Annotated in this window: 22 protein-coding genes; 20 read left to right on the forward strand and 2 right to left on the reverse strand. The window is 70.0% G+C overall.

All coding sequences use genetic code 11. From position 1 onward, the window contains the following. The first annotated feature begins 4 nt into the window (after positions 1–4). The 5 genes from ASD56_RS08160 (at position 5) to ASD56_RS08180 (ending at position 6,535) form a co-directional block, all read left to right on the forward strand. Complete coding sequence (locus tag ASD56_RS08160) at positions 5–1,423, forward strand: UDP-N-acetylmuramoyl-tripeptide--D-alanyl-D-alanine ligase (protein ID WP_055964058.1); 1,419 nt, start codon at positions 5–7, stop codon at positions 1,421–1,423. Continuing rightward, on the forward strand, positions 1,420–2,532 hold the full coding sequence (mraY, locus tag ASD56_RS08165) for a phospho-N-acetylmuramoyl-pentapeptide-transferase (RefSeq protein ID WP_055964061.1): 1,113 nt from the start codon (positions 1,420–1,422) through the stop codon (positions 2,530–2,532). Before ASD56_RS08160 ends, mraY begins: the two co-directional genes overlap by 4 nt. After that, entirely contained in the window at positions 2,529–4,070 is a 1,542-nt protein-coding gene (murD, locus tag ASD56_RS08170) for a UDP-N-acetylmuramoyl-L-alanine--D-glutamate ligase (protein WP_055964064.1), read from the forward strand. Before mraY ends, murD begins: the two co-directional genes overlap by 4 nt. Beyond that, positions 4,033–5,313, forward strand: a complete 1,281-nt coding sequence (ftsW, locus tag ASD56_RS08175) for a putative lipid II flippase FtsW (protein WP_055964067.1) — start codon at positions 4,033–4,035, stop codon at positions 5,311–5,313. The genes murD and ftsW overlap by 38 nt, the downstream gene beginning before the upstream one ends. Positions 5,314–5,446: 133 nt before the next feature. Further along, the gene (locus tag ASD56_RS08180; RefSeq protein ID WP_055964071.1) at positions 5,447–6,535 is read left to right on the forward strand and encodes a UDP-N-acetylglucosamine--N-acetylmuramyl-(pentapeptide) pyrophosphoryl-undecaprenol N-acetylglucosamine transferase; all 1,089 of its coding nucleotides are present in this window, start codon (positions 5,447–5,449) and stop codon (positions 6,533–6,535) included. A gap of 4 nt (positions 6,536–6,539) precedes the next feature. Here ASD56_RS08180 and ASD56_RS08185 read toward each other — a convergent pair whose 3' ends face one another. Then, the gene (locus ASD56_RS08185) at positions 6,540–6,914 is read right to left on the reverse strand and encodes a GntR family transcriptional regulator (protein WP_055964074.1); all 375 of its coding nucleotides are present in this window, start codon (positions 6,912–6,914) and stop codon (positions 6,540–6,542) included. Positions 6,915–7,032: 118 nt separating this feature from the next. Here ASD56_RS08185 and murC point away from each other — a divergent pair, with 118 nt between their 5' ends. From murC to ASD56_RS08235, 10 genes are all read left to right on the forward strand, one after another. Further along, entirely contained in the window at positions 7,033–8,463 is a 1,431-nt protein-coding gene (murC, locus tag ASD56_RS08190) for a UDP-N-acetylmuramate--L-alanine ligase (RefSeq protein WP_055964077.1), read from the forward strand. A 5-nt stretch (positions 8,464–8,468) separates the two neighbouring features. Then, positions 8,469–9,407, forward strand: coding sequence for an FtsQ-type POTRA domain-containing protein (locus ASD56_RS08195; RefSeq protein ID WP_055964080.1), 939 nt, complete (start codon positions 8,469–8,471; stop codon positions 9,405–9,407). A gap of 189 nt (positions 9,408–9,596) precedes the next feature. After that, complete coding sequence (gene ftsZ, locus ASD56_RS08200; protein WP_055964082.1) at positions 9,597–10,736, forward strand: cell division protein FtsZ; 1,140 nt, start codon at positions 9,597–9,599, stop codon at positions 10,734–10,736. Positions 10,737–10,763: 27 nt separating this feature from the next. Then, positions 10,764–11,471, forward strand: a complete 708-nt coding sequence (locus ASD56_RS08205; RefSeq protein ID WP_055964085.1) for a YggS family pyridoxal phosphate-dependent enzyme — start codon at positions 10,764–10,766, stop codon at positions 11,469–11,471. 32 nt (positions 11,472–11,503) lie between these two features. Then, positions 11,504–11,965, forward strand: coding sequence for a cell division protein SepF (locus ASD56_RS08210; RefSeq protein WP_055964089.1), 462 nt, complete (start codon positions 11,504–11,506; stop codon positions 11,963–11,965). Positions 11,966–11,974: 9 nt separating this feature from the next. Beyond that, entirely contained in the window at positions 11,975–12,274 is a 300-nt protein-coding gene (locus ASD56_RS08215) for a YggT family protein (RefSeq protein WP_055964093.1), read from the forward strand. 134 nt (positions 12,275–12,408) lie between these two features. Continuing rightward, the gene (locus ASD56_RS08220) at positions 12,409–12,999 is read left to right on the forward strand and encodes a DivIVA domain-containing protein (RefSeq protein ID WP_055964097.1); all 591 of its coding nucleotides are present in this window, start codon (positions 12,409–12,411) and stop codon (positions 12,997–12,999) included. Positions 13,000–13,008: 9 nt separating this feature from the next. Beyond that, entirely contained in the window at positions 13,009–13,620 is a 612-nt protein-coding gene (lspA, locus tag ASD56_RS08225) for a signal peptidase II (RefSeq protein ID WP_055964100.1), read from the forward strand. Between the two features lies 1 nt (position 13,621). After that, positions 13,622–14,542 carry an RluA family pseudouridine synthase gene (locus ASD56_RS08230; protein WP_055964103.1) on the forward strand — a complete coding sequence of 307 codons (921 nt, stop codon included), beginning with the start codon at positions 13,622–13,624 and terminating at the stop codon, positions 14,540–14,542. 34 nt (positions 14,543–14,576) lie between these two features. Further along, the gene (locus tag ASD56_RS08235) at positions 14,577–15,146 is read left to right on the forward strand and encodes a GNAT family N-acetyltransferase (RefSeq protein WP_055964106.1); all 570 of its coding nucleotides are present in this window, start codon (positions 14,577–14,579) and stop codon (positions 15,144–15,146) included. Between the two features lie 7 nt (positions 15,147–15,153). Here the strand turns inward: ASD56_RS08235 and ASD56_RS08240 are convergent, their stop codons facing one another. Continuing rightward, positions 15,154–15,636 (reverse strand): NUDIX hydrolase, encoded by a 483-nt coding sequence (locus tag ASD56_RS08240; RefSeq protein WP_055964109.1) that lies wholly within the window; start codon positions 15,634–15,636, stop codon positions 15,154–15,156. Between the two features lie 177 nt (positions 15,637–15,813). On the opposite strand from ASD56_RS08240, the gene dnaE reads away from it, so the two are divergent. The 5 genes from dnaE to ASD56_RS08265 all read left to right on the forward strand — a co-directional run bounded on the left by dnaE (position 15,814) and on the right by ASD56_RS08265 (position 23,310). Further along, positions 15,814–19,284 carry a DNA polymerase III subunit alpha gene (dnaE, locus tag ASD56_RS08245; protein WP_055965802.1) on the forward strand — a complete coding sequence of 1,157 codons (3,471 nt, stop codon included), beginning with the start codon at positions 15,814–15,816 and terminating at the stop codon, positions 19,282–19,284. A gap of 87 nt (positions 19,285–19,371) precedes the next feature. Further along, positions 19,372–20,343, forward strand: a complete 972-nt coding sequence (locus ASD56_RS08250; protein ID WP_235565615.1) for a hypothetical protein — start codon at positions 19,372–19,374, stop codon at positions 20,341–20,343. 101 nt (positions 20,344–20,444) lie between these two features. Next, the gene (hisD, locus tag ASD56_RS08255; protein ID WP_055964114.1) at positions 20,445–21,746 is read left to right on the forward strand and encodes a histidinol dehydrogenase; all 1,302 of its coding nucleotides are present in this window, start codon (positions 20,445–20,447) and stop codon (positions 21,744–21,746) included. Positions 21,747–21,775: 29 nt separating this feature from the next. Then, a complete protein-coding gene (gene nrdR, locus ASD56_RS08260) occupies positions 21,776–22,234 on the forward strand; it encodes a transcriptional regulator NrdR (RefSeq protein WP_055964117.1) in 459 nt (152 codons plus the stop codon). Positions 22,235–22,284: 50 nt separating this feature from the next. Next, a complete protein-coding gene (locus ASD56_RS08265; RefSeq protein WP_055964119.1) occupies positions 22,285–23,310 on the forward strand; it encodes a quinone-dependent dihydroorotate dehydrogenase in 1,026 nt (341 codons plus the stop codon). Positions 23,311–23,316: the final 6 nt, after the last annotated feature.

Here is a 23,316-nt window from a genome sequence, read left to right on the forward strand (position 1 = left end):
ACTCATGATCGCCCTCACCATCACCCGACTCGCCCATGCCCTCGCGGGAGAGGTCCACCTCGCGCCGGGCGACACGCCCGACACTCTGATCTCGGGCGTGGTCGACACCGACTCGCGCCTCATCGAGCCGGGCGGCGTCTTCGTCGCCAAGCCCGGTGAGGAGACCGACGGTCACCGGTTCGTCGATGCCGCCGTGGCTCGCGGCGCCGCCGTGGCCGTCGTCGAGCACGTCGTGCAGACCGAGACGCCCGTGACGCAGCTCGTCGTCTCCGACGCCGTCGGCGCGCTGGCCGAGCTGGCCCGTCATGTCGTGGCGTCGGTTCGGGATGCCGGAGCCCTGCGGGTCGTGGGCATCACGGGGTCCAACGGCAAGACCACCACCAAGAACCTGCTCGCGCGGATCCTGGAGGGCGAGGGCGAGACGGTGTCACCCAAGGCCTCGTTCAACAACGAGGTCGGCGCTCCGCTGACCATGCTGCGCGTCACCGAGCGCACCGAGTTCCTGGTGAGCGAGTTCGGCGCGAGCGCGCCGGGCGAGATCGCGCGACTGGCCGGCCTGGTCGACCCCGACATCGGGGTGGTGCTCATGGTCGGCATGGCGCACGCCGGAGGCTTCGGGGGCATCGAGGCCACCTTCGCCGCGAAGTCGGAGCTCGTCCGCGCCATCCGTCCCGGCGGTGTCGCCATCCTCAACGCCGACGACGCCCGCGTGGCCGCCATGGCGCCGATCGCGGCGGAGCGCGATGTCGCGGTGCGCTGGTTCGGCCGCGGTGCGGACGCCGATGTGCGTGCCGACGACGTCGTCGTGACGGCATCCGGAACCACCTGCGTGGTGACCGCCGACGGCGTCTCCGCGCCGCTGCGGCTTCGCGTGCTCGGCGAGCACCACGTCATGAACGCCCTGGCGGCGATCGCCGCGGCGACCTCGCTCGGGGTCTCGCTGGCCGACTGCATCGCTCGCCTCGAGACGGTCGAGATCGCGGAGCGCTGGCGCATGCAGCCGCTCGGCTCGGACCGCGTGCGGATCATCAACGACGCCTACAACGCCAGCCCGGACTCGATGGCGGCCGCGCTGCGCACCCTCGCGCAGATCACGGGGCCGGATGAGCGCACGGTCGCCGTCCTCGGCGCGATGAGCGAACTCGGCGAGCACGCCGAGGAGGAGCACGATCGTGTCGGCCTCCTCGCCGTCCGCCTGGGTATCAAGCGGATCGTCGTGGTCGGCCAGGACGCACGGCGCATGTACCTCGAAGCCGTCGCACAGGGATCGTGGGACGCCGAGGCGATCTTCTTCGCGACCGCAGACGAGGCCTTCGACTACCTCCAGGGCGAGCTGCGCGACGGCGATCGTGTGCTCGTGAAGTCATCCAACTCGGCGGGACTGCGGTTCCTCGGCGATCGTCTGGGAGAATCGTTCTCGTGAGATCACTCCTGACGGCCGCAGCGATCTCGCTGGCATTCACGCTCTTCCTGACCCCGGTCTTCCTGCGGCTGTTCCGCAAGTGGGGCTGGGGGCAGGTGATCCGCACCCCCGAAGACATCCGCAACCCGAACCACCACGCCAAGCGCGGCACGCCCACGATGGGCGGAACGATCTTCATCGTCGGCACGATCGTCGGCTACGTCATCGGCGGCTACGTCGGAGGCAACCCCCCGACGATCTCGGGCCTGCTCGTCGTCTGGATGATGGTCGGCTTCGGCGTCGTCGGCTTCATCGACGACTACATGAAGGTGCGCAGTCAGCGCAGCCTGGGTCTGAGCGGCTGGCGCAAGATCGTGGGGCAGATCCTCGTGGTCGTGCCGTTCGGCATCGTGGCGCTGAATTTCCCCAACGTGTGGGGCGAGACCCCCGCGTCGCCGTACATCTCGATCTTCCGCGACATCCCCGTGCTGTCGTTCATGGCGCTAGGTCCCATCCTCGGCTGGCTGCTCTATCTCGCGTGGGTCGGCTTCATCGGCGTGGCGACGTCGAACTCGGTCAATCTCGCCGACGGCCTCGACGGGCTCGCGGCCGGCGCCGGGATCTTCGTCACGGGCGCGTACAGCCTCATCGCCTTCTGGCAGTTCAACCAGGCGTGCTGGGGCGGCGAGGGCCTCTCTCCGGGAGCGCTGTCGGCGTGCTATCCGACGCCCAACCCGTTCGACCTCGCGATCGTGTCGGCGTCGTTCGTCGGCGCCCTCGTCGGCTTCCTGTGGTGGAACGCGCCGAAGGCGCAGGTCTTCATGGGCGACGTCGGGTCGATGGCGATCGGCGGCGTCCTCGCCGCCATGGCGATCCTCACCCGCACCGAGATCCTGCTCGTGCTCGTCGCCGGCGTCTACGTCATCCCGACCGGCTCGGTGATCCTGCAGCGGCTGTACTTCAAGGCCACGCGGGGAAAGCGGCTGTTCCTCATGAGTCCGCTGCACCACCACCTGGAGATGCGCGGCTGGTCCGAGATCTCGATCGTCGTGCGCATGTGGATCGTCGCGGGCCTTCTCGCCGTGTCGGGCGTCGGGTTCTTCTACGTCGAATGGCTCTCCCAGACATGACCGCAGAACGCCTGCAGGCCCTCACGAGCTGGTACGCGGACTGGAAGGGCCTGCGCGTCGCCGTGCTCGGGCTCTCGGTGACCGGATTCTCGGTGGCCGACACGCTCGCGGAACTCGGCGCCGACGTGCTCGTGGTGAGCGAGCGCGCCGACGAGGAGTACGCCCGCCTCATCCCGGTGATCGGCGCGCGCCTGTGGACGGGGCCGCTCGAGACGGTGCCGCAGGAACTGGTCGACTTCGCGCCCGACGTCGTCGTCGCCTCACCGGGCTTCGCGCCGGGGCATCCGCTCATCGCCTGGGTGCGGGAATCGGATGCCGCGCTCTGGGGCGACATCGAACTGGCGTGGCGCGTGCGCGACAAGGTGACGCGGGCCGACGGTCGTCCGGCGGACTGGATCCTGATCACCGGCACCAACGGCAAGACGACCACCACACGCCTCACCGCAGCCATGCTCGTCGCCGGGGGAGTGCGCGCGGCCCCGGTCGGCAACATCGGCACCCCGATCCTCGACGCCGTGCGCGACCCGGGCGGCTTCGACGCCCTCGTCGTCGAGCTCTCCAGCCACCAGCTCTGGTACCTGGGTCTGCAGGACGGGGCGGAGCCCGTCTCGCCGCACGCGGCGGTGTGCCTGAACCTCGCCGACGACCACCTCGAGTGGCACGGTTCCTTCGAGGCCTATCGCGAGGCGAAGGCGCACGTCTACGACAACACCCGCGTCGCGTGCGTCTACAACAAGGCGGATGACGCGACCCGGGAGATGGTCGAAGAGGCCGAGGTCGTCGACGGCGCGCGCGCCATCGGATTCGACCTCGGTGTACCGGGGCCCAGCGACCTCGGCGTGGTGGACGGGATCCTCGTCGACCGCGCCTTCCTCGAGGACCGCCGCACGAGCGCCCTCGAGCTGACGACCGTCGACGAGCTCGCCGAGCTCGGCCTGTCGGCACCGCACATGGCGGCGAACGTGCTGGCCGCTGCCGCGCTCGCCCGCTCGCTCGACGTGGCTCCGGCCGACGTGCGGCAGGCGCTGCGCGGGTTCCGGCTGGATCCTCACCGCATCGAGGTCGTCGCCCGGCAGCACGGCGTCACGTGGGTCGACGACTCGAAGGCGACGAACCCCCACGCCGCGGCATCCTCCCTCACCGCCTACCCGGGCGCGGTGTGGATCGTGGGCGGACTGCTCAAGGGCGTGGACATCTCCGACCTGGTGGCCGGCCGCGGCGCGCGATCCAAGGCGGCCATCGTCATCGGCGTCGACCGGGCGGCCGTCGTCGAGGCGTTCTCGCGACACGCGCCGGGGGTGCCCGTGTTCGAGGTCGACGCCGGTGACACTGAAGAGGTCATGACGCGTGTCGTCGAGCTGGCAGCGGGGATCGCGCGTGACGGGGACGTGGTGCTTCTCGCCCCCGCCGCGGCATCGTTCGACCAGTTCGCCTCATACGCGGACCGAGGGCGGCGATTCGCGGCAGCGGTGAGGGAACGATTGGGAACGGGGGCCGGCGATGAGCACGACCGCACGGACCCCTCCGACCCCGCCTGATCCCGCCGCCCGGCGCGGCCTGGCCGCCCGGGTCTCGCTGGGACGCATGTTCGCGCCGGTTCCGAGCGAGTTCCTCCTGATCTCCTCGACGGCGCTGCTGCTGACGTTCTTCGGGCTGGCGATGATCCTCTCCGCGACGTCCGCCGTCGCCACGGCCGCCGGAGAGCCCCCGTACGACGCGGTGCTCAAGCAGGCCCTGTTCGCCATGATCGGCATCCCGCTCATGTTCGTGGCCAGCAGATTCCCGCTGTCGTTCTGGAAGCGCATCGCGTGGCCCGCCCTGATCTTCGCGATCGCCTTCCAGCTGCTGGTGTTCACGCCGCTGGGGCACGGCGCGGACGGCAACCGCAACTGGATCATCATCGGAGGCTTTCAGGCTCAGCCGTCCGAATTCCTGAAGCTGGCTCTCGCCCTGTGGGTCGCCTACGTCCTGTTCCGCAAGCAGACGCTGCTGAGCAAGTGGCAGCACGTGTTCATTCCGCTGGTTCCGGTCGCGGCACTGGCCATCGTCACGGTGCTCGCAGGCAGGGACCTGGGCACGGCGATGATCCTCGTGCTGGTCGTGCTCGGCGCGCTCTTCTTCTCGGGGGTCAAGTTCCGGATCTTCGTGATCCCCGCGATCCTCGCCGCCATCGCCGTGGCCGTCCTCGCCGTCACGAGTCCCGACCGCATGCGCAGGTTCCTGAGCTTCCTGAACCCCAACTGCCTCGACGACTACTTCAACGACTGCTACCAGCCGCTGCACGGGATCTGGGGGCTCGCCAACGGCGGGATCTTCGGACTCGGACTGGGCAATTCGCGCGAGAAGTACGACTGGCTGCCGGCCGCCGCAAACGACTACATCTTCGCCATCGTCGGCGAGGAGGTCGGACTGATCGGCTGCATCGTCGTGCTCGGCCTGTTCGCGCTGTTCGCGGTCGGCGCGTTCCACGTCATCCGCAAGACCGATGACCCGTTCGTCCGAATCGCCGCCGGCGGCATCACCGTCTGGGTCGTGGGCCAGGCCCTGATCAACATCGGCGTCGTGCTGCGGGTGTTCCCCGTCCTCGGCGTCCCCCTCCCGTTCATGTCCCAGGGCGGTACCTCGCTGCTCTCGGTGCTCATCGCCTGCGGCGTGCTGCTCTCGTTCGCCCGCACGCTGCCTGCCGCCGTCGCGCGACGTGAAGCGGCGATCCAGCAGGCCCGCGCGGCCCGCGCCAAGCGAGACGCCCGCGCGGCACGTCAGACCGTCTCCGTGCGCTGACTCCGGTCAACTCGCGAGAATCAGCGCAGCGTCCGAGAATCAGTGCGCCGCACCGCTTCTCGGGCGCTGGAGCGATTCTCACGGGAGGGGAGGGGCAGCAGGTCGCTTCCCGTGCTCGGGCTAGGCTCTCGGGGTGACGACGTATCTTCTCGCCGGCGGCGGCACGGCCGGCCACGTCAACCCGCTGCTGGCCGTGGCCGACGCGCTCAAGGCGCGTGAGCCCGACGCCGAGGTGCTCGTCCTCGGCACCCGCGAGGGCCTCGAAGCCCGCCTGGTGCCCGAGCGCGGCTACGAGCTGCTGTTCGTCGACAAGGTGCCGTTCCCGCGGCGTCCGAACCGCGCCGCGGCAGCGTTCCCGGTGCAGTTCCCTCGTGCCATCGCCCAGGTCCGCGCGCATATCGCCGAGCGGGGCGTCGACGTCGTCGTCGGCTTCGGCGGCTACGCCTCGGCGCCCGCTTACGTGGCCGCGCGCCGTGCGCGGGTGCCGTTCGTGGTGCACGAGGCCAATGCGCGGCCCGGGCTCGCCAACGTCCTGGGCGCCCGCTCGGCGGCGCGCGTCGGCGTCGCCTTCGAAGGGACGCCGCTCAAGCGCTCGCGCGTGGTCGGGATGCCCCTGCGCCGCGAGATCGTCGAGCTCGACCGTGAGGCACTCCGCGCCGAGGCCGCGGCCCACTTCGGATTGGATGCCGATCGCCCGGTGCTTCTCGTCTTCGGCGGCTCGCTCGGCGCGCTGCGCCTGAACACAGCCTTCGGCGAGGGGCACAATGCAGGGTGGCGCGACGTGCTGCGCGTCGGGTGGCAGCTGCTCCACGTCACCGGTGAACGCTCGAGCCTCGCCGATCCCGGCGAGCCCGGCTACGCGCTGCGCCGCTACGTCGACCGGATGGACCTCGCATTCGCTCTCGCCGACGTCATCGTCTCCCGCGCCGGTGCGGCCACGGTGAGCGAGATCAGCGCCCTCGGGATTCCTGCCGTGTACGTGCCCTACGCAGTCGGCAACGGCGAGCAGGCGCTCAACGCGGCGGCAGCAGTGAGGGCCGGTGCGGCGATCATCATTCCGGATGCCGAGTTCACCATCGACCGCGTGGTGTCCGAGGTCGTGCCGCTCCTGACCGACGAGGCGCGGCGCACGGCGATGACCGAGGCCGCGGCATCCGTCGGCACGCGCACCGGCACCGAGAACGTCGTCGAGCTCATCGACGAGGCGCTCGGGCGGCGCTGAGGGGTCAGGCGGAGGCGACGTCTCCGCCGCCGCGCAGGGCGGCCGCGACGAGTGCGAGGGCTTCGTCGGCGTCCATGCGCAGCGCCCGGATCTGCTCGGCGAACGCGGCCGCCGCCTGCTGTGCCTGCTGACGCGTGGGGTCGCCGGTGAACGCGACGAACGTGCCGTTGCGTCCGCGCGTCTCGATGAGCGTGGATGCCTCGAGCTCGCGGTACGCGCGTGCGACGGTGCCCGGCGCGATGCCGAGGTCCTCGGCAAGGCGCCGCACGGTCGGCAGGCGATCGCCCGGGGTGAGCTCGCCGGACGTCATGGCATCGACCAGCCCGGCGCGCAGCTGCTCGAACGGCGGAACGTGCGACGCGGGGTCGATGACGATCATCGCCCTATCGTGTCGCCACGCTGACAATGTGTCAATACAAAACGCCGCTGGCCCGGACGGCCTGCCGACAGCGCGCCGGGGCCGCGGGGACGGTCACCCAACTTAGGATTGACGGGTCATGATCAGACCCGACCTCAGCCTGCCCATCCCCGAGAACATCGAGGCCGCCCACTTCATCGGAATCGGCGGCTCCGGCATGTCGGGCCTGGCTCGCATGTACCTCGAGCGGGGCATCCGGGTGTCCGGATCCGACCGCACTGACAGCCCCGCGCTGCGGGACCTCGCGGCGCTCGGCGCCACGGTGCACGTCGGCCACGATGCCGCGAACCTCGGTGACGACGTCGACACGGTCGTGCACACCGGAGCCATCTGGCCCGAGAATCCCGAGTTCGTGCTGGCCAAGGAGCGCGGGCTTCACGTCATCCACCGGTCGCAGGCGCTGCACTGGCTGATCGGCGGACGCCGGCTGGTCTCTGTCGCCGGCGCGCACGGCAAGACGACGTCGACCGGCATGATCGTCACCGCCCTGCGCGCACTCGACGCGGACCCCACGTTCGTCAACGGCGGGGTCATCGCCCAGCTCGGCGTCTCGAGCGGAAGCGGCTCGGACGACCTGGTCGTGATCGAGGCCGACGAGTCCGACGGCACGTTCCTGCTGTACGACACGGCCGTCGCGCTCATCACCAACGTCGACCCGGACCACCTTGACCACTGGGGCTCGCGCGAGGCGTTCTACGAGGCCTTCGCCCGGTTCGGAAACCGGGCGCGCGAAGCCGTCGTGATCTCGTCCGACGACGCCGGAGCGCGCGTCGTCGCCGAGCAGCTCACGCACCCGCGCGTCGTGACCTTCGGCGAGGCCGCGGACGCGACGGTGCGCGTCACCGACATCCGCACCGACGGCCCGGTCGCGTTCTCGATCACGCACGAGGGCGCGACGGTCGCAGGTCGACTTCCGGTTCCCGGCGCCCACAACGCCGTCAACGCCGCCGGCGCCGTCGCGGTGCTGCTCACCCTCGGGTTCGAGCTGGAGCCCGTGGTCCGAGCGGTCGAGGAGTTCGCCGGTACCGTGCGCCGCTTCGAGCTGCACGGCACCGAGCGCGGCGTCAGCGTGTACGACGACTACGCGCACCACCCGACCGAGGTCGCGGCGGCCCTGTCCGCGGCGCGCACCGTCGTCGGCGGCGGCCGTATCATCGCGATCCAGCAGCCGCACACCTACTCGCGCACGCAGGAGATGTACCGCGAGTTCGCGGAGGTGCTCGAGCAGTACGCCGACCACACGGTGATGCTCGACGTCTACGGCGCGCGGGAGGATCCGGTTCCGGGCGTCACGGGCGAGCTCGTCAGCGGCGCCTTCGCCGACCCCGCCCACGTGCACTATGTCCCGGACTGGCAGGCCGCCGCCGACTACACGGCGACCATCGCGCGCGACGGCGACTACGTCGTCACACTCGGCTGCGGGAACGTCAACCTGATCATCCCGCAGGTGCTCGACGCGCTGGGCCGCACCGCCGAGTCGGGCGCCGCACGCGCCGACGCGGGGGAGTAGCCGGCATGAAGCGGCCGACTCCGCTGCCGCAGCCGCCCGCGCGCACGGCGAAGGCCGTTCCGCCGGCGGTCGGCGGATCGCCGGAGTCCCGCACATCGGAAAGCCTCTCGGATGCCGCGGCCACCGCGCCGGTCATTCCCCTGGCGACGGGCTCGCCGGCCGAGGAGTCGGCAGGCGAGCGCGTCGGTCTGCGCGATGTGTGGAACGCGTCCCGCGCGCGACGCAAGGCGCTCCGCGCGGAGGTGCGGCGCTTCACCGTGCGCCAGCGGCGTCGCCGCTCCCTGTGGATCGGCGTCGCGGCCTCGCTGCTGATCCTCACCGCGGCTACGGTCGGAGCGGCCTACAGTCCGCTGTTCGCCGTGCAGACCCTCACCATCGCGGGCGTTCAGCAGCTCGACGAGGCGCAGGTGCGCGAGGCACTGTCCGACCAGCTCGGCACGCCCATGCCGCTCGTGGACGAGAGCGCCGTCAAGGCCGCGCTCGTCGGCTTCCCGCTGGTGGAGTCGTACACGCTCGAGGCGCGGCCGCCGCACGAGCTGGTGGTGCGCATCGTCGAGCGCACCCCGGTCGGCGTCATCGAGACCCGGGCCGGCTACACGCTGGTCGATGCCGCGGGCGTGGCGCTGTCGACCTCGACGACTCCCGCTGCCGGCACGCCCGTGCTCGACATCCGCGGTGGTGTCGACTCCGATGCGTTCCTGGCGGCCGGGCAGGTGCTGCACTCGCTGCCCGAAAGCGTCCGCGCACAGGTGACCGGGGTGACGGCATCCACTCCCGACGATGTCACGCTCACGCTCGGCGACGCGAACGCCCAGGTGGTGTGGGGCAGTGCCGAGGATTCCGCGCAGAAGGCGCTGAATCTCGAGAAGATCATGGCCTCCCGGCCGCCCTCGACGGTCAGCGTCTACGACGTGTCCTCGCCGGGCGCCGTCGTCGTCCGCTGAGCACCTTCTACCGCAGGTCGAGACTTCCGAGGACTTCCGCGGCGGGTTGGCGCGACACGCCGTTTCAGTCCCGGTGCGGCGGCGGGCTCCGCTTACTTTCAAGTCAAGGAATTGCATACCCGGCAATTCTTTATACCTCTACTAGAGGTTGAAGGTTTACATCACAGGTCCAGGGCTACGGAGGCCGGCATGAGCCAGAACCAGAACTACCTCGCCGTCATCAAGGTGGTCGGGGTCGGCGGGGGTGGCGTCAACGCCGTCAACCGCATGATCGAGCTCGGCCTGCGTGGCGTCGAGTTCATCGCGATCAACACCGACGCCCAGGCGCTGCTGATGAGCGACGCCGACGTCAAGCTCGACGTGGGCCGCGAGCTCACCCGCGGACTCGGCGCCGGAGCCGACCCCGAGGTGGGCCGACGCGCCGCCGAGGATCACGCCGAAGAGATCGAAGAGGCCCTCCGAGGCGCCGACATGGTCTTCGTGACCGCAGGTGAGGGCGGTGGCACCGGCACCGGTGGCGCACCCGTCGTCGCCAAGATCGCGAAGTCGATCGGCGCGCTCACCATCGGTGTCGTCACCAAGCCGTTCTCGTTCGAGGGACGCCGCCGTCAGCAGCAGGCCGAGACCGGCGTGAGCAAGCTGAAGGAAGAGGTCGACACCCTCATCGTGGTGCCGAACGACCGCCTTCTCGAGATCAGCGATCGCGGCATCTCGATGATCGAGGCGTTCGCGACCGCCGACCAGGTGCTTCTCGCCGGCGTGCAGGGCATCACCGACCTCATCACCACCCCGGGTCTGATCAACCTCGACTTCGCCGACGTGAAGTCGGTCATGCAGGGGGCGGGCTCGGCGCTCATGGGCATCGGCTCCGCACGCGGAGCCGATCGCGCCATCAAGGCCGCAGAGCTCGCGGTCGAGTCGCCGCTGCTGGAAGCGTCGATCGAGGGTGCGCACGGCGTGCTGCTGTCGATCCAGGGCGGATCCAACCTCGGCATCTTCGAGATCAACGACGCCGCGCAGCTGGTGAAGGAGGCCGCCCACCCGGAGGCCAACATCATCTTCGGAACGGTGATCGACGACACCCTCGGCGACGAGGTGCGCGTGACCGTGATCGCCGCCGGGTTCGACGGCGGTGAGCCGCTCACCCGCATCGAGCCCATCACCGCCGCACGTGTGGCACCCGCACCGGCATTGCCTGTGCTGCCCGCCGACGAGGCCGCCAAGGACCGCGACGCCGAGCCGGTGTCGGTGGGCGCCACGCTGCCCGAGACGTCGTACGACTCGGCGTTCGGCGACGACGACCTCGACATCCCCGATTTCCTGAAGTAACGGTCGCCGGGCTCAGGGGACCACGTCGTGACATCGTTCGCTGAGCCCGTCGACGCCCTTTCCGGGCGTCTGGCCGAAGTCGATGGCCGGATCGCGGATGCCGCGCGCGCCGCCGGCCGTGATCCGTCGGCGATCACGCGCATCGTCGTCACCAAGTTCCACCCGGTGTCGCTCGTCGAGCAGCTGTACGACCTCGGTGTGCGCGACGTGGGTGAGAACCGCCAGCAGGAGTTCAGCGCCAAGGCCGACGAGGCCGCGTCGCTGTCCGGCCTGCGCTGGCACTTCATCGGCCAGGCCCAGACGAACAAGGCCCGCGCGATCCGGGCCGCGGCTGCCGCCGTGCACTCCGTGGACCGCGCGCGCCTGGCAGACGCCCTGCACGCAGCCGCAGAGCCGGACGCGGCACGACTCGACGTGCTGCTGCAGGTGAACCTCACCGACGACCACGGTCGCGGTGGAGTGGATGCCGCGGGCCTGGAGTCACTGGCCGCGCACGCTGCTGCGCTCCCGAGCCTGCGCGTGCGGGGGATCATGGCGGTCGCGCCGCTCGACGTCCCCCCGGCACAGGCGTTCGAGCGGCTGCCGTCGCTCTCTCAGACCGTCCGCAGCGTGGTCCCCGATGCCGAGTGGATCTCGGCAGGGATGACGGCGGACTTCGCCGAAGCGATCGCAGCGGGCGCGACACACCTGCGGATCGGGTCGGCAATCACGGGCCCGCGGCCACAACGCGGTTAACCTCGGAACAGATGAGCACTACGGAGGATGCGATGTCGAACCCGCTCAAGAAGACCATGGTGTACCTGGGCCTCGCCGACGAGGAAGAGGTCTACGAGGAGCCTGCGCCGCAGCCCCGTGGCCGCAAGCCCGAGGCGACGCTCGAGAAGGCCGCTCCGGTGACCCCGCTGCACCGTCCCGCCGTCGTGCGCCAGCCGACGCCGGCCGCGATCAGCGAGATCCTCACCGTGCACCCGAAGCAGTACCGCGATGCGCAGATCATCGCCGAGAACTTCCGGGACGGCATCCCCGTCATCATCAACCTCTCGCAGATGAGCGACGCCGACGCGCGCCGCCTCATCGACTTCGCGAGCGGACTGTCGCTCGGCCTGTACGGACGCATCGAGCGGGTCACCAGCAAGGTGTTCCTGCTCTCGCCCGAGAACGTCGCCGTATCGGGCGACGGAGCGGTCGCGCACGCCGACGCGGACGCCGTGCCCTTCTCACAGCCGTAGTCTGGATCCGTGGCCGTCGTCCAGCTCATCGCCTCGATCCTCAACTTCGCACTCCTGCTCTATGTCTTCGTGTTGCTCGCGCGGCTGATCCTCGAATGGATCCCGTTCTTCAACCGCGAGTGGCGCCCGAAGGGCGCTGGGCTGGTCGCAGCTGAGGTCGTCTACTCCGTCACCGACCCTCCGATCAAGCTGTTCCGGCGCTTCATCCCGCCGCTGCGGGTCGGCGCGATCGCGATCGACTTCGGCTTCGCGCTCACGATGCTGCTCTGCTTCATCCTGCTGAGCCTCACCGGCGCCATCGCGAACTGATCATCCCCTCCGAGCTCGTCGATCCCCTTCGACACCGCGCGGAACCCCCGACTATGCTTGGCTGATACGACCCGCCCCAGACGGTCGGCCCCCGACATCGGCCAGCGACCTGAGCGCTCGAAAGAGGAATCACCATGGCATTGACCCCCGATGACGTCGTCACGAAGCAGTTTCAGCACGTCCGCTTCAAGGAGGGTTTCGACCCCGACGAGGTCGATGACTTCCTCGACGAGATCGTCGTCGAGTGGCGCAAGGTCATCGCCGAGAACGACGAGCTGAAGGCGAAGCTCGCGGCCTACGAGTCCGGCGACGCGCCGGCCCGTGCCGAGGCCCCGATCGCCGCTGCCCCCGTCGCTGCCGCTCCCGCCCCCGTCGCCGAGGCTCCCACCGGTGCACCTGGTGCTGCCAGCGCCGGCATCATCGAGCTCGCTCAGCGCCTGCACGACGAGCACGTGGCCGAAGGCCGGGCTCAGCGCGACCAGCTCATCTCGGACGCCAAGTCGCAGGCCGCGGCCATCCTCTCCGAGGCTGAGACCCGCGGTCGCGAAGAGGTCGCCAAGCTCGACCGCGAGCGTTCGCAGCTCGAGAGCCGCATCAGCGAGCTCCGCAACTTCGAGCGCGACTACCGCGCCCAGCTGCGCAGCTACATCGAGGGCAAGCTCCGCGACCTCGAGACCACGGCCACGACGTCCGGCGCGACGCCGGTGTCGGCCATCGGCCTCTAAGTCCATCCTTTGACGGGTCGACCCCCCCTTCGCAAGGCGGCGGCCGGCACCATCATCGCGGTTCTCGCGGTGCTGGTGCTGGCCGCCGACCAGTTCACCAAGTACCTCGCGCTGCGCGACCTGCCTTATGAGCAGGCCGTCCACGTGATCGGGGACTTCCTCATCTTCTACCTGACCCGCAACCCCGGCGCGGCGTTCTCGCTCGGGGCCGAGGTCACCTGGATCTTCACCATCGCCCTTGCGGCGGTCGCCGTGGTGATCGCCTGGCTCGCCGCGACGCGGATCACCTCGCGCCTGTGGGCCGTGTGCCTGGGACTGCTGCTCGGCGGCGTGCTCGGCAACCTCACCGACCGCATCTTCCGTGAGCCGGGCTTCGCCGTCGGCCACGTCATCGACTTCATCAACACCCCCTGGATGATGCCGGCGATCTACAACGTCGCCGACATGTTCATCGTCACGATGATGATCGGCGTCGCCCTGCTGGTGCTCGTCGGGCTCCAATTCGACGGCACGCGCGAAACGCGCAAGCCGGTCGAGACGGAGGATGCCGAAAACCCGGATGCCGCGACCCAGGACGACGACGAGGCGGATGCCGCGGCATCCGAGTCGCCGAAGGCCTGACGTGGAATCCCGCAGTCTTCCCGTCCCCGACGGCCTCGACGGGAGCCGCGTCGACGCGGCCCTCGCCAAGATGCTGGGCTTCTCGCGGACGTTCGCGGCCGACGTCGCCGACGCCGGGGGAGTCGTGCAGGACGGGCGGGTGCTGGCCAAGGCCGACAAGCTCCGCGGCGGCGCCTGGCTCGACGTCTCCTGGACGCCGAAAGAAGCGCCCCGGGTGATCCCCGTCGACGTCCCCGATCTGGGCATCGTCTACGACGACGACGACATCGTCGTGGTGGACAAGCCGGTCGGCGTCGCTGCGCACCCCTCCGTCGGCTGGGAGGGCCCGACCGTCCTGGGCGCCCTGGCGGGAGCCGGGTACCGCATCGCCACGACCGGAGCCGCCGAGCGACAGGGCGTCGTGCATCGCCTGGACGTCGGCACCAGCGGGCTGATGGTGGTCGCGAAGACCGAGCGCGCGTACACGCTGCTGAAGCGCGCGTTCAAGGAGCGCGAAGTCGAGAAGATCTACCACGCGGTGGTGCAGGGCCATCCTGACCCGCTCGTGGGCACGATCGACGCGCCGATCGGGCGCCACCCCTCGCACTCGTGGAAGTTCGCCGTCACTCCCGACGGCAAGGACTCGATCACCCACTACGAGACGCTCGAGGCGTTCCCGCGCGCGGCACTGCTGGAGATTCACCTCGAGACGGGGCGGACGCACCAGATCCGCGTCCACATGGCCGCGCACCGTCACCCGTGCGTCGGCGATCCGCTGTACGGCAGCGATCCGACACTCTCGGCGCGGCTCGGGCTCACGCGGCAGTGGCTGCACGCGCGCGAGCTGTCCTTCGCGCATCCCGTCACCGGCGAGCAGGTGACGTTCACGTCGGAGTATCCGGCCGACCTGGCGCATGCCCTCGAGGTGCTGCGCGGCGACTGATGCGCGTGTCGGATGCCGGTGCCAGGCTCGAGCCATGGCGATCGAGGTGCGACCGGCGACGGAGTTCGCCGACATGAGGACGATGGTCGGGCCGAAGCGCGAGGACGCCAACGTGTGCTGGTGCCTCAGCTACCGGCTGCCCGCCAAGGAGAACATCGCACTGCGCGGCACGCAGCGCGGCGACAAAGTGCGCGCGCTCATGAAGGAGGGTCCGCCCGGGGTTCTGGCGTATGAAGAGGGCGAGGTCGTCGGATGGGCGGCGGTTCACCCGCGGTCGGGCACCTCGTTCGCGACCAGCCGGAAGATCCCGCACGTCGACGATGCCGACGTGTGGAGCGTGTGGTGCATCCGCGTTCGTCCCGGACACCGCGGTGCGGGCATCTCGCACGCCCTGCTCGCCGGCGCCGTGGACTTCGCCCGGCAGAACGGGGCACCGGCGATCGAGGGGTACCCGGTCGACAACAAGGGCGCGAAGGTCGAGCAGACCATGGCCTACGTCGGCACGCGACGTCTGTTCGAGAAGGCAGGCTTCCGCAAGGCTTCCGACACGGAGTCCGTCGTCAACGGGTTCCCGCGGGTCCTAATGCGGCTCGACCTGCGCTGAGCCGGCCTCAGCGGGTCGGTCGCCCGCCCTGGAACGCGGCCGGGTCGTCCTCGGCGACAGCCAGGGCGATGCGGCGCACGTGGTCCGCGTCGAGGTCGCCGAGTGCCTCGAGGCCGCGGAAGCCGACCTCGGTGAGCTCGCCGTCGGCGGGGAACGGGTCGCCCGAGACCCACGCGCAGCGGAAGACGAGGTCGAGGTAGTCGACCTGGTCGCCGTTGACGTACGTCGTGCGGGGGAGGGTGTGGACGAGCGCGAGGCGCTGGGCCCGCACCACGACTCCGGCCTCCTCGAGGCATTCGCGCACGGCGGCGTCCGCGGGCTCCTCGCCGGGCTCCACGATCCCTGCGATGAGCTGCAGGCGACCGTTGTCGGCGCGGCGTCCGACGAGGACCTTCTCGTCGCGGAACACCACGGCGGTGACTCCGACGAGCGGCAGTGGATCGGTGCCGATGCGACGGCGGAGGTCGAGGACGAAGTCGGGGGTGGCCACGTCGCAAGCCTATGTCGCGGGGCCCCAACCCTCACCCTCCGGATGAGGGTGAAGCGACCTCGTGGCGCATTCCCGCGGCCCGCACGCGAGCCCGGCAGCGGTGTCCGATCCTCTCCGTAGACTCATCGCGTGGCATCCGACTCCTTCGTTCACCTGCACGTGCACAGCGAGTACTCGATGCTCGACGGAGCAGCCCGTATCGGGCCCATGGTGCAAGAGGCGGCGCGGCTGCAGATGCCCGCGATCGCCGTCACCGACCACGGCAACACGTTCGCCGCGTACGAGTTCTACAAGACCGCGAAAGATGCCGGGATCAAGCCGATCATCGGCATCGAGGCGTACGTCACGCCCGGCACCCACCGCTCCGATAAGGCGCGCGTGCGCTGGGGCACGCCTGAGCAGAACGACGACGACGTGTCGGGTTCGGGCGCCTACACGCACATGACGCTGCTGTCGCAGTCGACCGAGGGCATGCACAACCTCTTCCGGCTGTCGTCCCTGGCGAGTCTTGAGGGCTACTACTTCAAGCCCCGCATGGACCGTGAGCTGCTGCAGAAGTACGGCAAGGGGCTCATCGCCACGACGGGGTGCCCCTCCGGCGAAGTGCAGACCCGGCTTCGGCTCGGTCAGTACGACGCCGCGCGCGCTGCGGCCGCCGAGTTCCAGGATCTGTTCGGCAAGGAGAACTACTTCGCCGAGATCATGGATCACGGGCTCTCGATCGAGCGCCGGGTGATGACCGACCTGCTGAGGATCGCGAAGGACCTCGACATCCCGCTCGTCGCCACCAACGACCTCCACTACACGCACCAGCACGATGCCGGCAGCCATGCGGCGCTCCTCTGCGTGCAGTCGGGATCGACGCTCGACGACCCCAAGCGCTTCAAGTTCGACGGCGACGGCTACTACGTCAAGTCACCCGCCGAGATGCGCCAGGTCTTCCGCGATCACCCCGAGGCGTGCGACAACACGCTGCTCATCGCCGAGCGCTGCGACGTCGAGTTCAACACGAGCGCGAACTACATGCCGCGGTTCCCGGTGCCCCAGGGCGAGACCGAAGAGTCCTGGTTCGTCAAAGAGGTCGAGAACGGGCTCCAGGTCCGCTACCCGGCCGGCATCCCCGACGATGTCCGCCGCCAGGCGGAGTACGAGACCGGCGTCATCGTGCAGATGGGCTTCCCGGGCTACTTCCTCGTCGTCGCGGACTTCATCAACTGGGCCAAGCGCAACGGCATCCGCGTCGGCCCCGGCCGTGGCTCCGGCGCCGGTTCGATGGCCGCCTACGCGATGGGCATCACCGATCTCGATCCGCTGCAGCACGGCCTGATCTTCGAGCGCTTCCTCAACCCCGACCGCGTCTCGATGCCCGACTTCGACGTCGACTTCGACGACCGCCGTCGTGGCGAGGTGATCCAGTACGTCACCGAGAAGTACGGCGACGAGCGCGTCGCCCAGATCGTCACGTACGGCACGATCAAGGCCAAGCAGGCGCTCAAGGACGCCGGACGCGTCCTGGGCTTCCCGTTCAGCATGGGGGAGAAGCTCACCAAGGCCATGCCCCCGGCGGTGATGGGCAAGGACATGCCGCTGGAGGGCATGTTCGACAAGGACCATCCGCGCTTCAAAGAGGCCTCCGAGTTCCGTGCGCTGATCGAGACGGATGCCGAGGCCAAGACGGTCTTCGACACCGCCGTCGGCCTCGAGAACCTCAAGCGCCAGTGGGGCGTGCACGCCGCCGGCGTCATCATGTCGTCCGAGCCCCTGATCGACATCATCCCGATCATGAAGCGGGAGCAGGACGGCCAGATCGTCACGCAGTTCGACTACCCCGCCTGCGAGTCGCTCGGTCTCATCAAGATGGACTTCCTGGGGCTTCGCAACCTCACGATCATCAACGACGCCCTCGACAACATCGCCGCGAACCGCGGCCACCCCCTCGTGCTCGAAGACCTCGAGCTCGACGACGCCGGCGCCTACGAGCTGCTGTCGCGCGGCGACACGCTCGGCGTGTTCCAGCTCGACGGCGGGCCCATGCGCTCGCTGCTGCGCCTGCTCAAGCCTGACAACTTCGAGGACATCTCGGCCGTGATCGCGCTGTACCGACCCGGGCCGATGGGCGCGAACTCGCACATCAACTACGCCCTGCGCAAGAACGGCCAGCAGGAGATCACGCCGATCCACGAGGAGTTCAAGGACTCCCTCCGCGAGATCCTCGACACCAGCTACGGCCTGATCATCTACCAGGAGCAGGTGATGGCGATCGCGCAGAAGGTCGCCGGGTTCAGCCTCGGTCAGGCCGACATCCTCCGTCGCGCGATGGGCAAGAAGAAGAAGTCCGAGCTCGACAAGCAGTTCGAGGGCTTCCAGGCGGGCATGCACGCCAACGGCTACTCCGACGAGGCCGTGCAGAAGCTCTGGGAGATCCTGCTGCCCTTCTCCGACTACGCCTTCAACAAGGCCCACTCGGCCGCGTACGGACTGGTCTCGTACTGGACCGCGTACCTCAAGGCCCACTATCCCGCCGAGTACATGGCCGCGCTCCTCACGAGCGTCGGCGACTCGAAGGACAAGATGGCGGTGTACCTCAACGAGTGCCGCCGCATGGGCATCAAGGTGCTTCCGCCGGACGTCGGGCAGTCGATCCGCTACTTCGCCGCCGTCGGCGAAGACATCCGCTTCGGCCTCGGCGCCGTCCGCAACGTCGGCAGCAACGTCGTCGACGGCATCGTGGCGTCGCGCGCGGACGACAGCTTCGTGAGCTTCCACGACTTCCTCACCAAGGTCCCGGTCCACGTCGCCAACAAGCGCACGGTCGAGTCGCTCATCAAGGCGGGCGCCTTCGACTCGCTCGGATCGACGAGACGAGCCCTCATGGAGATCCACGAGGACGCCTGCGAGGCGGCCGTGGACGCCAAGCGCAAGGCTGCCACCGGAGCGATCGGCTTCGACTTCGACAGCCTCTACGACGAGGCCGAGGAGGTCGTTCCGGCCAAGGTGCCCGACCGGCCGGAGTGGACCAAGAAGGACAAGCTCGCGTTCGAGCGCGAGATGCTCGGCCTGTACGTGTCGGATCACCCGCTGGCGGGGCTCGAGATCGCGCTCGCGAAGCACGCGTCGACCAGCATCCACGACCTCCTCTCCTCCGAGGACGTCGATGACGGCGATCAGGTCACGGTCGCCGGCCTCGTGACGAGCGTGCAGCACCGCGTCGCCAAGGCCAGCGGCAACCCGTACGGCATGATCACGGTCGAGGACTTCAACGGCGAGGTCACCGTCATGTTCATGGGCAAGACCTACACCGAGTTCGCCTCGATGCTGGTCGCCGACTCGATCCTCGTGGTGCGCGGCCGGGTGTCCCGGCGGGACGACGGGCTGAACCTCCACGCGCAGTCGGCGTTCGCGCCGGATCTCGGGACGATGGATGCCTCGGGCCCGCTGGTGCTGATGATGCCCGAGCGGCGCGCGAACGAGACCATCATCAACGAGCTGCGCCAGGTGCTCGACCGCCACAAGGGCGACACCGAGGTCACGGTGAAGCTGCACGCCGGGTCGGTCGCCAAGGTCTTCGAGATCCCGCTCCAGGTGCGGCTGACGGCCGACCTCTACGGCGAGCTGAAGGGTCTGCTCGGACCGCAGTGTCTCGGGTGACACGCCCTTCGTCTCATTTCCGTCTCATGGGCCGTGGGTAGCATGGGAACGACGTACGCCGCCCCCGCGCGGCCGGAAGGGAACATCGTGACGGACGATCAGCTGAACGAGGAATACGACGTCGAGGCTCCGGTGCACACCGAAGAACCGCCCCAGTACGGGGTCGGGCCGTTCACCATCCGGGAAGTCGCCCTTGTCGGCGTCTGGCTCGTCGCCTTCGTGGTCTCGTTCTTCTCCGTGTTCCAGCGTGACTTCGCGTCCGTGTGGACGTGGAACCTCCAGTGGGTGCTCACGATCGGCGTGCCCAGCGTCGCCGTCTTCCTGATCGTCCTGCGTCGCCTTTCGCCGCAGGGCATTCGTCGTGTCGGCTCACTCGGCATCGACCAGTTCGCCTCGGTGGCGTTCTCCGTCGCCGCGGTCGTATGGCTGAACATGGTGTGGGGGAGCATCGCCCTGACCATCGACGGTCCCGGTTCGCCCTACTCGTGGGTCATGTGGGTCGAGTTCGTCCTCATGGTCGCCGGCGTCGTGCTGACCGTGTTCGCGCCGATCATCCCGGTGCTCGAGCAGGACTTCCGCGGTCGCCCTGAGATTCCCGCGCACCGCAGCGCCCGCCCGGTCCGTGCCGTGTCGCCGCGTCCGGCTCCCGCCCCGCGTCCCGCCGCCGAGCCCGAGCCTGAGGCGTACGCCACGCCCGCCGAGCAGCCCGCGTACTACGACACCGGCGCGCAGCCCGTGACCGGGGCGAACCTCGGCACGACGGAGGCCACGCGCACCGCCGCCTTCGAGGCGGGCGGTTCCCGCGACGGCTTCGAGCGCTTCGAGCAGTCGCTGTCGTCGGCCGAGCCCGTGCAGGAGGCGCCGGCGCGCCAGCAGGCGTTCTGGGCGCTCGTGCCGGAGGAGCGCGATGTCGTCGATGAGATCGGCATCCCACAGTTCCGCATCGGCCCCACCGCGTGGGCGCTCGTCGTCGAGGACCGCGGCGACTCGTTCGTCGTGCGTCACGAGGACGGCCGCACCGGCTACCTGCGCGACGTCTCGGGCGTCACCCGCGGCTGAACTTCCGAGTGCGTCGCCGGCATCGGCCGGCGGCGCACTCGTCTGCCCGCGGGCGCCGACTTCTGAGAGGTCGCCCGAGCCGCACGCGATAGCGTAGAAGGATGCTCCGGACGATCGATCTGCGCGGGCGTGCGCTCTCGCCCGCAGAACTCCTCAGCACTGTGCCGCGGGCGACCGCTGCCCGGGAGGAGGCGCTGGCCACCGCCGCGCGCATCGTCGCCGACATCGCCTCCCACGGCGAGACCGCGCTGCGCGATCAGGCCGAGCGCTTCGACGGCGTCACCGGGCACGACATCCGTGTTCCCGCCGCCCACCTCGACGAAGCCCTGGAGTCGCTGGATCCGGCCGTCCGCGCCGCCCTCGAAGAGGCGATCGTGCGCGTGCGCGAGGCGTCCGCCGCGCAGGTGCCCCCGACGATCACGACCGAGCTCGGCCCCGGCGCGCGGGTGACGCAGCGCTGGCAGCCGGTGCGCCGTGTCGGGCTCTACGTTCCGGGCGGCAAGGCCGTCTACCCCTCGAGCGTCGTCATGAACGTCGTACCGGCACAGGTGGCGGGTGTGTCCGAGATCGCCCTGGCCTCGCCGCCGCAGCGCGAGCACGGCGGCCGTGTCCACCCGGTCATCCTCGGCGCCGCCAAGCTGCTCGGCGTCGACGAGGTCTACGCGATGGGCGGTGCGGGAGCCATCGGCGCCCTCGCGCACGGCGTCGCGGCGCTCGACCTCGATCCGGTCGATGTCGTGACGGGCCCGGGCAACAACTTCGTCGCGGCGGCCAAGCGTGCCGTCGCCGGCCTCGTCGGGACGGATGCCGAAGCCGGCGCCACCGAGATCCTGATCGTCGCCGACGACAGCGCCGACGCCGCGCTGGTCGCGGTCGACCTCATCAGCCAGGCCGAGCACGACGAGCAGGCGTCCGCCGTGCTCGTGACGACCTCGCCGGCGCTGGCCGAGGCCGTCGTGGCCGAGATCGCTCCCCGTGCCCGGATGACCCGGCACGCGGTTCGCGTCGAGGCCGCACTGTCGGGCCCGCAGTCGGCCATCGTGCTCGTCGACGACCTCGGCGTGGCCACCGCGTTCAGCAACGCCTACGCTCCCGAGCACCTCGAGCTGCACCTGGCCGATCCGCGCCCGGAGGAGTTCGTGCACGCCGGCGCGGTCTTCGTCGGCCCGGACTCGCCGGTGAGCCTGGGGGACTACCTCGCCGGAAGCAATCACGTCCTGCCCACGGGCGGGCAGGCGCGGTACAGCGCCGGCCTCTCGGCGGCGACCTTTCTGCGCCCCCAGCAGGTCATCGAGTACGACCGCGCTGCCCTGGCCGAGGTGCGCGACGCGATCGTCACGCTCGCCGAGGCCGAGGCTCTCCCGGCGCACGGCGAGGCCGTGACGGCACGGTTCGCGTCCTGACACCGGTCGCGGCGTAGGCTGTCTCTGCCATGCACTGTCCGTTCTGCCGCCACCCCGACTCCCGGGTCATCGACTCGCGCACGAGCGACGACGGCCTCAGCATCCGCCGCCGTCGCCAGTGCCCGCAGTGCGGAGGCCGCTTCACGACGATGGAGACCGCGAGCCTCAACGTCATCAAGCGGTCCGGCGTGATCGAGTCGTTCAGTCGCGAGAAGGTCATGTCCGGCGTACGCAAGGCCTGCCAGGGCCGGCCGGTCACCGAAGCCGATCTCGCCGTGCTCGCCCAGACCGTCGAAGAGACTGTCCGTCAGACCGGTGCGTCGCAGCTCGACACCAACGAGATCGGCCTGGCGATCCTGGGTCCGCTCCGCGAGCTGGACGAGGTCGCGTACCTGCGGTTCGCGAGCGTCTACCAGGCGTTCGACTCGCTCGAGGACTTCGAGTCCGCGATCGACCAGCTGCGCGCCGACCACCAGCACCGCGCCTGATCGGCGCCTCGCTTCGCGAGCAGAGCCGCCGCCCCGATAGCCTGGACCGGATGTATCCCCTCCTCTTTCGCACCGTGCTCTCGCGCATGGATCCCGAGTCCGCGCACCACGCTGCGATGGCCGTCATCCGTGTGCTGGGCGTCCCACCCTTCTCCTGGGCGGCGCGCGCGCTGACGCGGCCCGCGCCGGCGCTCCGCACCCGGGCGCTCGGCCTCGACTTCGGCTCGCCGTTCGGGGTCGCCGCCGGATTCGACAAGGACGTCAAGGGCGCGCCGGGGCTGCTGGCCCTCGGCTTCGGACACGTCGAGGTCGGCACGCTGACCGCGATCCCGCAGGACGGCAATCCGCGCCCGCGGCTGTTCCGGCTGATCCCCGACCGCGCCGTGGTCAACCGCATGGGGTTCAACAACCAGGGGGCCGAGGCCGCCGCCGCGCGGCTGGCCGTCTTTCGCCGCCGTCGGCGCCGCGGCGTCATCGGCGTCAACATCGGCAAGAGCCGCGTGGTCGACGTCGCCGATGCCACGGCGGACTACGTCCGCAGCACGACGCTGCTCGCGCCGCTCGCCGACTACCTCGTGGTCAACGTGTCGTCACCGAACACGCCGGGGCTGCGCGGTCTCCAGGCCGTCGAGACGCTGCGCCCGCTGCTCGAGGCGGTGCGCGACGCCGCCGGCGCGACGCCGCTCCTCGTGAAGATCGCGCCCGACCTCCCCGACGACGAAGTGACCGCTGTCTCGCGGCTGGCGGTCGACCTCGGGCTGTCCGGACTCATCGCCACAAACACGACGATCTCGCGCGACGGTCTGACGACCGATCCTGCGGTGATCGCCGCCGCCGGCGACGGGGGGCTGTCGGGGGCTCCGCTGAAGAGCCGCGCCCTTGCGGTGCTCCGCCTGGTGCGCGACGCCGTGCCCGCGGAGTTCTGCGTCATCTCCGTCGGCGGCGTCGAGACGGCCGCGGACGTGCAGGAGAGGATGGATGCCGGAGCCACGCTCGTGCAGGGGTACACGGCGTTCCTCTACCGCGGGCCGCTGTGGGCGCGTCAGATCAACCGCGGCCTCGCGCGGGGGCGCTGAGTCGCG

The organism is Microbacterium sp. Root166 (genome assembly GCF_001427145.1).
Taxonomy (GTDB): domain Bacteria; phylum Actinomycetota; class Actinomycetes; order Actinomycetales; family Microbacteriaceae; genus Microbacterium.